This window comes from Candidatus Methylomirabilota bacterium (genome assembly GCA_028870115.1).
Taxonomy (GTDB): Bacteria; Methylomirabilota; Methylomirabilia; order Methylomirabilales; family Methylomirabilaceae; genus Methylomirabilis.
Genome location: JAGWQH010000042.1, coordinates 1 through 15,822, shown reverse-complemented (window position 1 = coordinate 15,822; position 15,822 = coordinate 1). Strand labels below are relative to the sequence as shown.

Annotated in this window: 12 protein-coding genes; 4 read left to right on the top strand and 8 right to left on the bottom strand. The window is 59.0% G+C overall.

Going from position 1 to position 15,822, the window contains the following annotated elements; translation table 11 throughout:
* Positions 1–53: 53 nt before the first annotated feature.
* The 7 genes from KGL31_04595 to KGL31_04565 all read right to left on the bottom strand — a co-directional run bounded on the left by KGL31_04595 (position 54) and on the right by KGL31_04565 (position 10,205).
* On the bottom strand, positions 54–1,760 hold the full coding sequence (locus KGL31_04595) for a proline--tRNA ligase (GenBank protein ID MDE2321181.1): 1,707 nt from the start codon (positions 1,758–1,760) through the stop codon (positions 54–56).
* 129 nt (positions 1,761–1,889) lie between these two features.
* Complete coding sequence (gene ispG / locus KGL31_04590; protein MDE2321180.1) at positions 1,890–2,966, bottom strand: flavodoxin-dependent (E)-4-hydroxy-3-methylbut-2-enyl-diphosphate synthase; 1,077 nt, start codon at positions 2,964–2,966, stop codon at positions 1,890–1,892.
* 1 nt (position 2,967) lies between these two features.
* Positions 2,968–4,098, bottom strand: a complete 1,131-nt coding sequence (gene rseP, locus KGL31_04585; GenBank protein MDE2321179.1) for an RIP metalloprotease RseP — start codon at positions 4,096–4,098, stop codon at positions 2,968–2,970.
* Between the two features lie 27 nt (positions 4,099–4,125).
* Positions 4,126–5,280, bottom strand: a complete 1,155-nt coding sequence (locus KGL31_04580; GenBank protein MDE2321178.1) for a 1-deoxy-D-xylulose-5-phosphate reductoisomerase — start codon at positions 5,278–5,280, stop codon at positions 4,126–4,128.
* Between the two features lie 595 nt (positions 5,281–5,875).
* Positions 5,876–6,241 (bottom strand): septum formation initiator family protein, encoded by a 366-nt coding sequence (locus tag KGL31_04575; protein ID MDE2321177.1) that lies wholly within the window; start codon positions 6,239–6,241, stop codon positions 5,876–5,878.
* A 20-nt stretch (positions 6,242–6,261) separates the two neighbouring features.
* Positions 6,262–7,686 carry a phosphoglucomutase/phosphomannomutase family protein gene (locus KGL31_04570; GenBank protein MDE2321176.1) on the bottom strand — a complete coding sequence of 475 codons (1,425 nt, stop codon included), beginning with the start codon at positions 7,684–7,686 and terminating at the stop codon, positions 6,262–6,264.
* Positions 7,683–10,205 carry a mannose-1-phosphate guanyltransferase gene (locus tag KGL31_04565; GenBank protein MDE2321175.1) on the bottom strand — a complete coding sequence of 841 codons (2,523 nt, stop codon included), beginning with the start codon at positions 10,203–10,205 and terminating at the stop codon, positions 7,683–7,685. The genes KGL31_04570 and KGL31_04565 overlap by 4 nt, the downstream gene beginning before the upstream one ends.
* A gap of 572 nt (positions 10,206–10,777) precedes the next feature.
* On the opposite strand from KGL31_04565, the gene groES reads away from it, so the two are divergent.
* Positions 10,778–11,065 (top strand): co-chaperone GroES, encoded by a 288-nt coding sequence (gene groES / locus KGL31_04560; GenBank protein ID MDE2321174.1) that lies wholly within the window; start codon positions 10,778–10,780, stop codon positions 11,063–11,065.
* Between the two features lie 76 nt (positions 11,066–11,141).
* Entirely contained in the window at positions 11,142–12,776 is a 1,635-nt protein-coding gene (gene groL, locus KGL31_04555; GenBank protein MDE2321173.1) for a chaperonin GroEL, read from the top strand.
* A 187-nt stretch (positions 12,777–12,963) separates the two neighbouring features.
* On the opposite strand, the gene KGL31_04550 is transcribed toward groL, so the two are convergent.
* Positions 12,964–13,401 carry a hypothetical protein gene (locus KGL31_04550; GenBank protein MDE2321172.1) on the bottom strand — a complete coding sequence of 146 codons (438 nt, stop codon included), beginning with the start codon at positions 13,399–13,401 and terminating at the stop codon, positions 12,964–12,966.
* 309 nt (positions 13,402–13,710) lie between these two features.
* Here KGL31_04550 and KGL31_04545 point away from each other — a divergent pair, with 309 nt between their 5' ends.
* Together KGL31_04545 and KGL31_04540 are read left to right on the top strand one after the other, a co-directional pair.
* Positions 13,711–14,931, top strand: a complete 1,221-nt coding sequence (locus KGL31_04545) for a DEAD/DEAH box helicase (GenBank protein ID MDE2321171.1) — start codon at positions 13,711–13,713, stop codon at positions 14,929–14,931.
* Between the two features lie 107 nt (positions 14,932–15,038).
* Positions 15,039–15,822, top strand: a 784-nt coding sequence (locus KGL31_04540; protein MDE2321170.1) for a 2Fe-2S iron-sulfur cluster binding domain-containing protein, incomplete at its 3' end; no start/stop codon positions are given.

Sequence of the window (15,822 nt, the reverse complement as noted above, 5' to 3'; positions counted from 1 at the left end):
AATAAACGTGAAGTCAAGGACCCCCCAGTGGAGATATTGTTCTCACGGGGGGTCTACTTTTGGTATTGTGGCTCCGCGGAGCGGGTAAGGAGGGCTTGCGCCCTGGAGACCGCTTCCGAGATCGGGATCTGCGACTCTTCGCCGGTCTTTCGTACCTTCAAGTCAACCGTTCCCTCTTTGATGGCCCGGGTCCCAACGGTCATCCGAAGGGGCAGACCAAGCAGATCAGCGTCCTTGAACTTCACTCCGGCTCGCTCATCCCGGTCATCATACAGGGCCTCGATTCCCGCCCGCTGGAGTTGGATATAGAGCGCCTCCGCCAGCTCCGCCATCTTTTGATCGCGCATGTTGACCGGCAGCAGATGGAGTTGAAAGGGCGCGAGAGCCGGAGGCCAGACGATTCCCAGGTCGTCGTGGCACTGTTCAACTGCCGCCGCCGCAATACGCGCCAGTCCAATTCCGTAGCTTCCCATCACGATAGGGCATTCCTCCCCCGCTTCATTCAGGTAGACCGCCTTCATCGAGACGGAGTATTTCGTCCCGAGCCTGAAGATGTTTCCCACCTCAATCACCCGTTCGATGCGCAGGCTGCCCTCGCAATGTGGACACTGATCCCCGTTTGACACTTGGTGGATATCGGCCCAACGCGGCTGGAAGTGGATGCCCGGCCCAACACCACGAAGATGAAATCCATCCTTGTTGGCCCCGGCGACATATCGACCTTTGCGCAACGACTCATCGGCAATGATGGGTAGTTTTGCGCCGACGGGACCGATGCTGCCGGGTCCGGCCCCGAGGTGCATCAGCATTTCATCGCGATGGGCCGGGCGAGCCTCTCCGACCACCCTTGCGAGCTTCTTCTCATGGAGCTGCTGATCGCCCCTTAGTAGGGCCAGGACCGAGCCATCTTTTGTCACGAGCAGCAACGACTTGATGGTCAGCGCCGGGTCGATCCGGAGGAAGCGGCACACCTCTTCAATGGTTCCGGCGCCTGGTGTGGCGATCTCCTCCAGGTCCCACTCCGGGAATACCGGGCTTCGCAACCTGGAGACAGCCAGCTCGACATTAGCCGAGTAACTGCAGCGGTCGCACAGGGCGATCTCGTCCTCTCCGGCTTCACTCGGCGCCATAAACTCGTGTGCGACCGCGCCGCCCATCATGCCCGGATCGCTTTCAACGACGTGAAAGGCCAAGCCGCAACGCGCGAAGATACGGCAATACGCCTCCTTATGGAGTTCGTAGTTTTTCTCCAGCCCCGCCTCGTCCCGATCCAATGAGTAGGAGTCCTTCATCACGAACTCCCGCGTCCGCAGGACGCCGCTCTTGGGCCTCGCTTCGTCCCGAAGCTTGGTCTGGATCTGATACCAGATCTGCGGGAGGTCTCGGTAGGAGCGGATCTCACGCGCCGCCAGCCAGGCGATGACCTCTTCGTGCGTCATTCCGAGACACATCTGCCGCTTGCCGCGATCGTGCAACCGAAACATCTCCTCGCCGATCGTTGCCCATCGCCCGGTCTGCTGCCACAGCTCCGCCGGGTGCAGGACCGGCATAGTGATCTCCTGACTGCCGATTTGGTTCATCTCCTCGCGGATGATGGCGCTGATTCTGTCCATCACTCGCTGGCCCAGCGGCAGGGTGATATAGATCCCGGCTGCGAGTTGCCGGACCAAGCCGGCGCGGACCATCAGCTTATGACTGACCGCCTCGGCTTCTGCAGGTTCTTCTTTCAGTGTCGGGATCAGCGACCTTGTCCAACGCATCGCAATACCTGTCGTCTCATGTAAATCCGACCGACAAAAATAAAAGGAGGAATGGATCGTCCATCCTCCCTCGGAAATAGAGGTCAGCTATTAGCAGCCAGCATTCAGCAAAAGCTTTCTATCTGACCGCTAGGCATGACCGTCGCCTTCTGACACCATCTTGTTGACCTCCTCGACCAAGGCGTCAACGATCTCGGACTCCTTGACTTTCCGCGCCGCCGCTCCCTTTTTGAAAATCCAGCCGATCCCCTTGCCGCCGGCGACCCCGATATCGGCCCCTCTGGCCTCTCCCGGTCCGTTGACCTCGCACCCCATCACGGCGACGTGGATCTCCTTCGTGATCCCCGCCAGCCGCCGCTCTACCTCCTTGGCAAGGGGAACCAGATCGATATCGGCTCTCGCGCAAGATGGACAGGCGACCAACGTGAGTCCACCCCTCCGAAGTCCGAGTGACTTCAAGATCTCAACGCCAGCTTTGATCTCCTCAACGGGATCAGCCGAGAGCGACACCCGGATCGTGTCACCGATCCCTTCGGCCAGCAGCGTCCCGATACCGACGGCCGACCTGATCGTTCCCACTCCTGGTGTCCCGGCCTCTGTGACACCCAGGTGGAGGGGGTATTCGATCTCTTCCGCCAGCAGGCGGTACGCCTCAATCATCATCAGGGGATCAGAGGCCTTCAACGAGACCTTCATCTCGGGATAGTTCAAATCTTCGAGAATCCGAATGTGGCGCAGGGCGCTCTCCACCATCCCCTTTGGAGTCGGCCCACCGTCTCTGGCCAGCAGATCCTTTTCCAGAGATCCGGCGTTCACGCCGATGCGGATCGGCGCCTTTCGCTCGGCCGCCGCCTTGACGACCTCCTCCACGCGAGAACGGTCCCCGATATTACCTGGGTTGAGACGGAGGCCGTCTACGCCCTGTTCGAGAGCGATCAGGGCAAGCCTGTAGTCGAAGTGGATGTCGGCGATTAAGGGGATTCGGATCTGCTTACGGATCTCCCACAGTTTTTCTGCGGCTTCTCTCTCCGGGACGCCGACCCGCACGATATCACATCCGGCGACCTCTAATGCCCAGATCTGATCCACCGTGGCCCGGACATCCCGCGTATCGGTCTTCGTCATCGACTGGACCGATACCGGCGCGTGGCCGCCGATCTTGACGGTTCCCACCTGAATCTGCCGCGTCTTACGTCGTTCAATCATATTACTGTCTTCCGAGCAGGCGGAAGATATCGTTGTAGAAGGCAAAAATCATCAGGGCCACCAACAGGGCCAGTCCGACCTGCTGGGCCATCTCTCGCTTCTGCAGGCTGACTGGTTTACCGCGAACCGCTTCAATCAGAGAAAAGAACAGGTGTCCCCCATCCAGAATAGGGATCGGAAGCAGATTCAGGATCCCCAAGTTGATGGATAGCAACGCGGTAAAGAACATAAGATTCAAGATACCTTGGCGCGCCTGCTGGCCGGCCATCTGCGCCACCAGGAGCGGTCCGCCGATGGTCTTCGCCGGGACGACCCCCTGGATCAGCTTGACAAAGGTGAGCAGGATCAGGCGGCTGAGATCGTACGTCTTGTAGAGCGCTTTTGCCAATGCGGCGACCGGATTGATCCGTTCGGTGAGGAACTCTTCGGCCGGCGCGATCCCGAGCAGGCCGACCTCCTGTTCCTCCCCGAAGAGGTTCTTCTGGCGAGTGGCCTTTGGAGCCACCACCAGATCAAACCGGTTCCCCTCTCGTTCGACTGTCAGGCGAACAGGCCGCCCGGGGCTTTTATGGATCTGGGTTGCCAGCTCCTCCCACTTCTCAATGGGGTGCCCGTCGATCGCCTTGATTCGATCGCCGACCAGCACGCCGGCCTCGTGCGCCGGAAAGTCCTGCATGACCTCTCCCACCTTGGTAGCGAGGGTCGGGACGCCGAGTGTGAAGACAACCCAAAAGATAGCGACGGCAAGAAGAAAATTTGATCCCGGACCGGCCAGGATGATCAGCGAGCGCCATCCGACCGGTTTTTCGGAGAACGACCCTTCCTGGTCGACGACCTCTTCCTTTGGATCCTCGCCGAGCATCTTGACATAGCCGCCAAGCGGGATAGCAGACAGGAGATATTCGGTCCCGCCGCGCGTGAACCCGATGATCTTCGGGCCGAAACCGAGAGAAAACTTCAGGACCCTGACCCCCGCCCGCTTGGCCACCAGGAAGTGGCCGAGCTCGTGAACGAAGATGAGCGCACCCAGAACAAGAACAGCCCACAGAAGATAGTCAAGGCGTGAGAGAAACGGTCGAGGATCGATCGCACCCAAGAGGCTGAGGGCAACCGTAGGTATCGAGGCCATCATACCAGCGTGCAAACTCTTCTCCTCACCTTAGGTTGGCAGTGCCGCCAACACGAGTTCCCGGGCCTCGCGATCAGCATCTATGGCATCTTCAAGGGAATCGATCTTGCGACCCCGGTGGCTGTCCATCGCTCTAGCGATGAGGGCGGAAATGTCAGGGAAGTTAATCCGACCGGAGAGAAACAGGTCCACCGCCACTTCGTTGGCGGCGTTGAGAACAGCCGGATAGGTTCCACCGGCCTGGAGCGCCTGATAGGCGAATCCAAGACACGGGAACTTCTCGCGGTCAACCGGTTCAAAGGTCAACGCCGACAGACTGTTCAGGTCAAGGGGCGGCAGTGGAGTCTGTAGCCGGTCAGGGAATGAGAGGGCGTACAGGATCGGCAGTCCCATATCGGTCACCCCCATCTGAGCCAGGATCGCCCCATCCACGAACTCTACCATTGAATGGATAATGCTCTGCGGGTGAATGATGACGTCGATCTGTTGCGGCGTGAGGGAGAAGAACCAGCTGGCCTCGATGACTTCCAATCCCTTATTCATAAGGGTGGCCGAATCAATAGTAATCTTCTTCCCCATAACCCATGTTGGGTGCCGTAGCGCCTCATCCGGAGTAATGCTGGCGAAGCTTTCCTTGGATCGCTGGCGGAACGGTCCTCCTGAGGAAGTCAAGAGCACTCGCTTCAAATACGCGCAGCTATGTTGTCCACCCAGACATTGGAAGATGGCCGAATGTTCACTATCTACGGGAAGGAGCCGAACGCCTCGCGCTCGGGCCTCGGCGATCACCAGCTCCCCCGCCATCACCATAACCTCCTTCGTGGCGAGGGCAATATCCTTTCCCGCTTTGATAGCGGCAAGGCTCGGGAGCAGGCCAGCCGCGCCGACGATCGCGGTGAGAACGATGTCGGCCTCAGACGCCGTGGCAACATTCAGTACGCCCTCGTCTCCCCATACGATCTCGACAGGGATGTCTTTTACTCGTTCCTTTAGGGTTCTTGCGGCATTCGATGTTCCGACGGCGACAATGCGTGGGGAAAATTGCCTGATCTGTTGCTCCACAAGATCGATATTATCCCTAGCCGCAAGGGCCGCTATCTCAAAAGAGTCGCGGTGCAGATCGATCATGGCTAACGCCTTGACCCCGATTGTCCCTGTTGAGCCCAGAATGCTCACGCGTTTCACTGTCGCCTCTCCGCTCGGCCGTACTCCACGCCTCTCGTTAACGGCAAGTCCGCTGTCCATATGTGTTTGATAACGTAGTATAGTTGGATCGTGAGTCTTTGGCAAGAGCTTTTGGCTCATCGGATAGGCTGGTTATTTAACGCTGAGGCGCTACGCTGGACAGGGAAGACCAAAGGCCCACTACTGTAGGCCTTCGATCCTCTCGTACGTGTAAGACGTGATGGGAGGTTCGAGTGCGGCTGCGTTACTTCTGCGGCTGGTCGGTAAAGACCCACCGAGCGAAAAGAACAAGCACGACAACTGCGACGAGCCCGGCGATCGCTCCCATTGGTGTCATAAGTATGTCAAGTACGACCTGCGACATTCCTGCCATCTGGCATCATCTCCTTTTTACTACAACTGTTGACTGGCCGCTACCGTGGGGATATACCCCTGAAGGCCACTTGCCTGTTACTCCAACCACACGCCGCACGTTAATAGTGAAGGTACACGAAACTGCTGAGCATTGTCAAGCACAAAAGTCCAGCCCGCACATAATAAGACCTTATCATGATGAAGGTACGCAGAGGGATCGGATCAAGGATGGAGCGGCACCTTAACGGGAGGAGGCGGGCGGAGCAGTGGTCGGTCTCGGCGGACCGAACTGGTACACGATTTCCCCTGGTTTCACCAGTCCGAGATCCTCGCGAGCAATCGCCTCGACCTGACCCGGATTATTGACGAAGGCCCGGATCTCCCGATCTAGTTCTTCGTTGACCTGCCTGAGCCGTGTGATCTCCTGCTGAAGCTCGGTTCTGGTCTTGCTCATTTGAAGGACCTTGACGAGACTCTTCTTCCCGCCCACAGAGGCTACCGCAATCACAATCGCCAGTACGGCGACGAAGGTGAGTCGCCGTTTGCGGGCGCTCCTCGCCGCTGCGAACTCTTCCTGTCTGCCGGCGACAACCCGTCCCGTCCGCATCCTCACTCCATCTACGGCCATCAGACGTCGAGGAGCGCCCGGGCCGCTGCGGTCAACTCCTCGATCTGCGCCTCGGAATGCGCGTCCAGGTAGAGACGCACGACCGGTTCTGTTCCTGAAGACCGCACGAGGAACCAACTGCCGTCCTCAAGCAGCAGTTTCGTGCCATCCAGTCTGTTCACCTCCACCACGGCCAGTCCGGCCACCCGCGTTGGTAACTCTTTCAGACGATCGGCCAGGCGTCCTTGCTGTTCCGGCGTAAGATGGAGGTTCAGGCGGCGAGCGTAAATCGCGCCCCCCACCTCGGCATAGAGCGCATCGAGCAGGCCTTGGACACCGGTACCACCGGCCATGGCGACCATTTCTGTGACTAAGAGGGCGGCAAGAATTCCATCCTTTTCAGGCACGTGCCCAAGGATCGACAGACCGGCGCTTTCCTCGCCGCAGAGCGCGACCTTGCCTTGAGTGATGAGTTCACCAAGGTATTTGAACCCGACCTTGGTTTCATACACCGGGACCGCTTGCGGCCGAGCTACCGCATCAACAAGATGGCTGGTGGCTACCGATCGAGCGACCCCCGTGCGCCATCCGCGAGTTGTGATCAGATGTCGCAGGAGAAGAGCCAGGATATAGTTTGGCTCGATGAAGCGGCCGTCCCGGTCAATGATCCCGTATCGATCGGCATCACCATCGGTGGCCAATCCAAGCTGGAATCCGCCGGACCTTACGAACGCCGCAAGCTCCCGCAGGTTCGCTTCTGAGGGATCCGGCGCCATACCGCCGAACGCGGGATTTCTGGATCCGTGCAGGATCTGTACGTCACACCCGGCCTCGCGCAGGATCTCGTCCAGGTAGCCCCCGGCAGTTCCATAGAGCAGGTCGACCGCCACCTTCAGGCGTGCTGCAGCGATCGTGTGCAGATCTACCAACTCTCGCAGTCGGTTCAGGTATGTCGGCCGCGGGTCAATCCGTACCACAAGGCCTTTGGCCTCCAGCTCTCCGAGCGGAGGACACGGGGTCTCGGGTTGCGCCAGCAGCCCCTGAACCCTCTTCTCGATTCGGTCGGTGACCGCGGGAAGGACCGGGCCGCCGGAAGGGCCGGAGAATTTGAGCCCGTTATATTCGGACGGGTTGTGGCTGGCCGTAATGTTCAGGCCGCCGGCTGCGCCGCGGCGAATCACTTCATATGCGACAACGGGCGTGGGTACGTCCCGATCAGTGAGCCAGACCCGGACACCGTGAGCTGCCAAAACTGCCGCCGTCTCGGCCGCGAAGGCCTCCGAGAGAAAGCGTGTATCGTACCCTACAACCACATACGGTTGATCAATCCCCTCAGCGAGCAGGTGTTCTGCAATGGCTCGCGCCACAAGGCGAACATTGGCAAAGGTGAAGGTATCGGCGATGATATCGCGCCAGCCGGAGGTACCGAACCGGATGGGCTTCACGAGGCCGCCTCCCCAGCGTTTGCCTTCATGCAGTGCTCAAGGATGTCCCGATATCGGGATACGTGGGTTTCTGCCCGTGCCGGCGTATCGGCTTCGGCGATGATATGGAAATACGGTCGGTCGTGATCCGGATAGAGGATCACCCAGTCGCTGTCAAGGTGGACCTTCACCCCGTCCACCAGCTCGATGCGATCATCCGCCGTGGCGGCGATCAGGGCCCGCATCGTCCCGCCCTTCCGCTCCCAGGAACACGGCACTTGCTCGCGACATTTGAAACGCTGAGGAATAGACGGGATGAACTGATGTAATCGGAGGTCCTGAGACGCGAGCATCTCCAAGAGCTTAAGGATGGCCAGCATCCCGTCAAAGGCCGGTTGGAACCCGGAGAAGATGAAACCGCCGAGACCGTCGCCCACAAAGATCACACCTTCCTGTGTTGCCGCTTCCATCAATGCTCGCGGAGCCGTTTTTGTCCTGAGGACCCCGAAGCCTAAGTCTCGAGCCAGCTCTTCTATGACCGAACTGGCGGTGATCGGGATGCCGATCACCGCTGGAGAATGGGTCCGCATCACCAGCAGGGCTATGACTGCCAGAGCCAGGTCGTCGCTCAGCAGATTGCCGGCGTCATCCACAATGAAAATCTTTTCTCCCCCGGCGTCGAGCATGATCCCCATGTCGGCCCGGAGACTTTTGACGATCTCCGAGAGTTGTTGCAGCGAACGATGGAACCCCTCCGCGCTTTTGGTGATTTTGCTCTCGTCCATGCAGCCGTTCAACGCAATCACTTCACACCCTAGCATCCCAAGGATTTGCGGGAAGATGATCGACGATGAGCCGTAGGCGTAGTCGACGACGATCCTGAAGCCGCGACGGCTGAGCGTATCCCGATCGATAAAGCTCAGTATTCCATCCTGGTAATAGTCCATGCCGTACGAGGGAGGCGAGATGCGGCCGATCTCATCGACTTTGGCGCGGCGGAAATCTTCCCGGAAGAAGAGCCGTTCGATGCTTTTCTCCCGACTGGATGAGATATCCATGCCGCGTTCATCAAAGAATATAATGTCGATCAGCTCCGGATCGAAGGGGGACTTTCGGACATGGACGCCGCCCACCGCGCTGCCTGCGCTCATACTGTACCGGACCACAGGGATGGGGGCGACGCGAAAATCACGCACATTCACGCCAGCAGAGAGAAGGCCGCTGATAATGGCCCGCTTGACCATATGGGAGGCCTGGTGACTATCGCGACTGGTTCGGATGATCGACCCCATTCGGAGGGTCGCCCCAAAACATGCTCCAAGTTTGGCCCCGAACTCGGGCGAGATCTCGAGATTGGCCAGTCCGGTCACGCCGTAGGCCCCGAACAGAGACCGAGACCATTTTTGGCCCCAGATCAGACTGGTGGCCAGGACGGCTCCGTCTTCTACCACTTTGTGGGGCCACACCTTGACGTCGGCCTTCACCACTGACCCCTCGCCGACCTTGCACTGTTCGCTGATCAACGCGCCCTCAAAGATGTGGGCATTTGCCTTGATCTCGCTTCCCCGGCCGACCACGTTCTCCTTCAAAACGGCCCGGGCGCCAATAAAGACATTGTTCCAGAGGACCGAACCGACGATGACGGCGCCCTCCTCGATGACGCAATTATCGCCGATGACGCTCCGCGTGATATGGGTGTTTGGCCCGACCTGCGTGTGCCTACCGACCAGGACGCCACCTCTTAACGACGCAGTGAAATCGATGCGACTCCCCTCGCCAAGCCAGATCGGCTTATCAAGGCCCTCCACCTGCTTTCCGGGGAGTGTGACCTTCACCATGCCGGCCAGGATGTCTCGATGCGCAAGGCGGTACTCAATTAGATCGCCCACATCCTTCCAGTACCCGGTTGCAACATGCCCGTACAGGGCGCGGCCCTCCTGCATCAGCCTCGGGAACAGATCGCGACTGAAGTCGAACTCTCTCCCGGCCGGGATCAGTTCAAGTGCCTCAGGCTCGAGGATATAGATTCCGGTGTTCACGGTGTCGCTTAAGACCTCGCCCCAAGTCGGCTTCTCGAGAAAGTGCGTGATCCGGCCGTTGGAAGCAGTGATGACCACACCATACTGGAGCGGATTCTCGACCCTGGTCAGCACGATAGTCGCCAGGGCCCGGCGATCCTTGTGAGCCTTGACAGCCTCCGAGAGGTCGAAGTCGGTGAGGATATCGCCGCTGATGACTAGAAACGTCTCGTCGAGAAAGGCCTCAGCGTTCTTGACCGCCCCGGCCGTGCCGTAGTCCTCGGTGGCAATGGCGTAGACCATTTTGACGCCAAATTCGCTGCCGTCGCCGAAATAACGCTCGATTGTATCCGGTTGGAAATAGAGGAGGGTGACGAGGTCATCAAAGCCGTGATCTTTGAGCAGCGCTACCGTGTGCTCCATCAGCGGCTTGACAGCCATCGGGATCATCGGCTTGGGGATGCTGGTCGTAAGCGGCCGCAGCCGAGTTCCGAATCCGCCCGCCATGATAACGGCTTTCATGTGTATTCCTTAAAAAAAGCGTTCAGCAGTCAGCGCTCAGCGGCTACCGGTTTAGATTGAAGACTGAAGGCGTTCAGGTTCAGCCCCTTGCCCCTTCAGTCTTCGGCCTTCAGTCTTTCCACCTACGTTCAAGGAGTATAGGTACCCGGGTTGAATGCTGTCAAGACCATTATCAGCCAAAGGGAGTGGCGGTGACGAGTGAAGTTCAAGGTTTGAGGTATGACGTTGGACCTTGCCCGTTGAGCGCCGAAAGTTGGCGTTAAAAGCAGGATCAACACAACAGGTATATGATTGTATGAGTGATAAACGGCAAAATAAACGTCTATTTAGCTATAACTGGACTTATTTCGGAAGTTTCGTCGAAATATTCGGATAATCGTCCTTGCGAATGAGAGCCACACTGCCTATAGTAATTAGCACTCTCCACAATAGAGTGCTAACAGAACAGTTAGCTGCTGAGATGCTTGTTGTGTGGTGCTTGAGGATAAACCGTATCGCCTGCCTGCGTCTATCGCACAGGCAGGGAGTCTTGCTGGAGCGCATCTGCTCGGCGGAGAAAGGAGTGAGCGATCGTGAGGGTGAAGCCACTGCACGACCGAATCCTGGTGAAGCGCCTGGAAGAGAAAGAAGTCAAGAAGGGCGGGATCATTATTCCCGATACAGCGAAAGAGAAGCCTCAAGAAGGCGAGGTCATTGCCGTTGGCCCCGGCAAGATCGGCGATGATGGGAAAAGACAGCCGATGGATGTGAAGGCCGGCGACAAGATCCTCTTCGGTAAATATTCCGGCTCGGAGGTGAAGCTTAACGACGAGGAACTGCTGATCATGCGGGAGGAAGACGTTCTCTGCATCCTGCAATAGCAGGTCTGCGGGGCGTCGACGAAGCGATCGCCATTTCGTGGTCAAACACTGATACAGATGAAGGAGGAAAGCTGATATGCCAGCGAAGCAATTGCTGTTTGATGAGGAGGCAAGGCGAAAGATTCAAAAGGGTGTCGACCTCCTTGCCACCGCTGTGAAGGTAACCCTGGGTCCCAAGGGGCGCAATGTGGTACTCGACAAGAAGTTCGGTGCTCCGAATATCACGAAGGACGGGGTCACGGTGGCCAAGGAGATCGAGCTTGAAGATAACTTTGAGAATATGGGCGCCCAGATGGTGAAGGAGGTCGCAAGCAAGACCTCCGATGTGGCCGGAGACGGCACCACCACCGCCACCGTATTGGCTCAGTCGATCTTCCGGGAGGGGATCAGGAACGTGACGGCCGGCGCGAACCCGATGGCGTTGAAGCGGGGGATCGAGAAGGCCGTTGAGGGCATCGTGGAAGAGCTCAAGAAAATCTCCAAGCCGACCAAGGGGAAGAAAGAGATCTCCCAGGTTGCCACCATTTCCGCGAATAACGACAAAACAATCGGCGAGCTTATCGCCGATGCCATGGAGAAGGTCGGCAAAGACGGGGTCATCACCGTTGAGGAAGCCAAGAGCATGGAAACGACCCTCGAGGTGGTTGAAGGGATGCAGTTTGACCGAGGTTACACGTCACCCTACTTTGTGACCGATCCTGAGCGGATGGAGGGAGTTCTGGAGAACCCCCTGATCCTGATCCACGAAAAGAAGATCAGCAATCTGAAGGATCTTCTGCCTGTGCTTGAGCAGATTGCCAAGATGGGTAAGCCGCTGCTGGTGATTGCTGAGGAGGTTGAGGGCGAAGCGCTGGCCACCCTGGTGGTCAACAAGCTGCGCGGGACCCTGAGCTGCGCGGCGGTCAAGGCTCCCGGTTTTGGCGATCGGCGTAAGGAGATGCTGAAGGATATCGCGGTGCTCACCGGCGGCGAGGTGATCTCTGAGGAGCTGGGGATCAAGCTGGAGAATATCCGACTGGACGACCTGGGCAAGGCGAAGAAGGTAGTCATTGACAAGGAGAATACCACTATCATCGAAGGGGCCGGCGCTCAGAAGGAGATCGAGGGCCGCATCAAGCAGATCCGGGCCCAGGTCGAGGAGTCGACCTCGGACTACGATAAGGAGAAACTGCAGGAGCGGCTGGCCAAGCTCGCCGGCGGCGTGGCGGTCGTCAAGGTTGGAGCGGCCACCGAGATCGCCATGAAAGAGAAGAAGGCCCGCGTTGAGGATGCGCTGAACGCGACTCGCGCGGCCGTCGAAGAGGGAATCATTCCGGGCGGCGGCGTCGCCCTCCTTCGGGCGTCGAGAGTCATCGAAAAGTTGAAGCTCGAAGGCGACGAAAAGGTCGGCGGCGACATCGTTCGACGGGCACTGGAGGAGCCGATCCGCCAGATCGCAGAAAATGCAGGGGTTGAGGGCTCGATTGTTGTCCAGAAGGTCCGAGAGAATAACGGTTCGTACGGCTTTAACGCCGAGACGGAGACGTACGAAGATTTGATGGTGGCCGGGATCATCGACCCAACCAAGGTCGCTCGGATCGCACTGCAGAATGCGTCGAGCATCGCGTCGCTGATGATCACTACCGAGGCGCTGGTGACCGAGGTTCCGGAAAAGGAGAAGACGCCGCCGATGCCGCCAGGTGGCCACGGCGGGATGGGCGACATGTACTAATAAAACAGGGGTCAGCGATTAGTTATCAGCCCAAAAAACCCCCAGGGGGAATCCCCTGGGGGTTTTTTGTTTACTTGGATGCTACCAGCTTTCAGTGATCAGCTTTTCGCACCGAGCGGAAGAGGCTGTCAGTCTAACCACCTGCTTTTGGCGCTGAGTGCTAACTGCTGAACGCTACTTTTTTGAACTAGCCCTTCGATGTTTCCTGATGTGGTCCACTCATGGTCTTCTCATCAAACAGGGTAATCTTCCAGGCTCCATCGACCAGATCGACGAAGAGGGAGACCGTTTTATAAATGGGCTCACCCTCTTTTCTCTTGATAGTCATCTGATACAGGGCGTACGAATGTTTTCCCTCTCTGCTCTGTTCCTTCAGGTTGTACGAGACCTCCTGCTCTCCCGCAGCCCCTGCAGCAGCAGCCCCGGCCGCCTCGATCTTCTGGGCCATCTCAGGGTTCGCCAACGCCTTCGCCTCCTGAGCGTTCCCTTTCTTATAATAGAGATCCATGAACTGCTCTGCTACGCCTATGGGATTCCCTTTCCCCTCTCCTCCTCCGCCGCCGCAGCCGGCAAGGAAAACTACGGTTAAGATAAACATTCCTGTCACAACGTTTCTCAGCTTCACTGTCACCTCCGTAGAAAGTTAAAGTGTTAGAATGGACTCCTGTTCCAAGCAACGCTTCCCGGATGGTGGGCCATCGAGGGGGGATCAACGGGCAGGCTTCGGTAATCACCTTTCCGTACGATCTTCAAGACCACATCTGGCCGCTCAAGAACAAAACACGTTTTTTTACCACAACCGATTTACCTTGTCAATCCCCATTGCGAGAGGCATAATGGTTACAATAATGCACACGCTCGCAAGGCACAAACGACTGACTATCGCGCGCCCAGCGGGGAAACCTTCCCGGACCGTTTCGTGCGGGAGCGGCGTATGACGTTTGACGCCCTGTCACTATCTGGGCCGGTCCGCAAGGGGATAGAGGCAGCTGGCTTTACTCAGTGCACGCCTATCCAGGCTGAGACGTTGCCGCTCGCCTTGGGAGGGAAGGATGTCGCCGGGCAAGCCCAGACCGGCAGTGGTAAGACGGCCGCCTTTCTGATCCCCCTCTTTGTCAAACTGCTCAGTTCAAGGCGTCCCACGCTTCCGGGCGCCCCCCGTGCCCTGATCCTGGCCCCTACACGTGAGTTGGCTGTGCAGATCCTGTGGGATGCGGAGCTGCTGGGCGGGTTCACCGGCCTGACGCGGCTCGCTGTGTATGGAGGAGTAGACTACCAGAAACAGCGGGATGCGCTGCAACAGAACGTCGACATACTCATCGGGACACCCGGGCGGCTCATCGATTACTTCAAGCAAGGGGTCTACGAGCTCTCTCAGGTCGAGGTCCTGGTTGTGGACGAGGCCGACCGGATGTTCGACATGGGATTCATCAAAGACCTTCGCTTCCTGCTGAGGCGGCTCCCCCCTTACCATAAGCGCCAGTCATTCCTCTTTTCGGCGACGCTCTCGTTCCGAGAGATGGAGCTTTCGTATGAGTTTATGAATAACCCGATCAAGGTTGCCATTTCCCCCGAGCAGGTCACGGTGGACAAGGTTGAACACCTGCTCTTTCACGTCGAGAAGCAGGAAAAATTCCGGCTGCTGCGTTGGTTGCTCCAGCGCGAGCCATGGCAACGGATTCTCATCTTTTCGAATACCAGGCAGGGCGCCGAGCGGCTCACCGACAAGCTGGTCCGGTGCGGCCTCCGGGCCGATCTGATCAGCGGTAGTATCGACCAACGCAAGCGCCTCCGGATTATCGCCAAGTTTAAAGCGGGCACGTTGCCGATCCTGGTAGCGACCGATGTCGCATCGCGCGGGCTGCATGTCGAGGCGGTCAGTCACGTGATCAACTACGACCTCCCACAGGATCCGGAGGATTACGTCCACCGGATCGGACGGACAGCGCGAGCCGGGGCGGCCGGTAAGGCGATCAGCCTGGCTGACGAGGAATATGTGTTGTCGCTCGACGCGATCGAGCGGTACATCGGATTCAAGATCCCTGTGCAGTGGCCGGATGAATCGGTGTTTGCCCCAGGGGCGGGTGTCGGTGCAGCGGCAGTCCGTAATAGCGTCCGTCCGGGGCGGAGATCAACGGAGACCGAGGACGGGTGAGCCCCTCCACCTGGAACAAGAGTTGCTAGGTGTGAGACGAGAGCAGTGCCCGGCCACGAGGAGCGGGCGCCGCCCACCCCACCAGGGAGGACGAGGATGGACCGACGATGACGCGCACGCGCAAGGTCCGGTTTGAACCGCTGGGCATCACCATTGAGTGTGAGGCGACCGAGCCGATCTTGCAGTACGCCCTGCGGCAGGGCCTCCGCCTGGTCGATTACCGGTGCGCCGACGGCGAGTGCGGCGGGTGTAAGGCCCGCATCCGCTCCGGCCAGGTCCACCTGGTCGAGCCGCCGACCCACGTCCTGTCCCCCAGCGAACAGGCCCAAGGCCACGTTCTGCTCTGTCGCACGCACGTCCAAAGCGATCTGGTTATTGAGCTGCTCGCGGGCTCCCTCCTCGCGCCGCCGCTGCGCCCTGACGCCGCGCGCCTCCTCGGCCCGCTCGTCGCCGTCGCCGACTACCTCAGTGACGGCCTGCTGGTGCTGGACGCCCAGGGCCAGCTCGTGCTGTGCAATCGGGCCGCCGCCCTGCTGCTGCGGCTCGACCCGGCCGCTCCCTCCTTGGCGGCCTACCCGGAACTGCAGGCGGTCGGCCGGACGCTACTGACCGACGCGCCGCCCGCCCCGCAGGAGGTCAAGGTCTACGACAGTCGCAACGGCCGCCTCCTGACAGCCTGGGGCGTGCCCCTCCACGGCCACGGGGGTGCAGCGCTGCTTTTGCCCGCCCAGCCGCGGCTGGAGCCACCCTCCTCCCGCAAGCCGAAGGCGATCGTCGTGGGGGCCAAGTATACCTTCACCGATCTGGTCGGCGCCTCCGCCGCCTTCCGCAATGCCACCAAGATCGGCCTGATTGCCGCCGGCAATACGCTGTCGGTCCTGATCGCGGGGG

Coding starts and splice junctions, on each gene's coding strand:
- KGL31_04575 (MDE2321177.1), bottom strand. CDS start 6,241: ATGCGGACGGGACGGGTTGTCGCCGGCAGACAGGAAGAGTTCGCAGCG.
- rseP (MDE2321179.1), bottom strand. CDS start 4,098: ATGATGGCCTCGATACCTACGGTTGCCCTCAGCCTCTTGGGTGCGATC.
- KGL31_04565 (MDE2321175.1), bottom strand. CDS start 10,205: ATGAAAGCCGTTATCATGGCGGGCGGATTCGGAACTCGGCTGCGGCCG.
- KGL31_04545 (MDE2321171.1), top strand. CDS start 13,711: ATGACGTTTGACGCCCTGTCACTATCTGGGCCGGTCCGCAAGGGGATA.
- ispG (MDE2321180.1), bottom strand. CDS start 2,966: ATGATTGAACGACGTAAGACGCGGCAGATTCAGGTGGGAACCGTCAAG.
- groL (MDE2321173.1), top strand. CDS start 11,142: ATGCCAGCGAAGCAATTGCTGTTTGATGAGGAGGCAAGGCGAAAGATT.
- KGL31_04595 (MDE2321181.1), bottom strand. CDS start 1,760: ATGCGTTGGACAAGGTCGCTGATCCCGACACTGAAAGAAGAACCTGCA.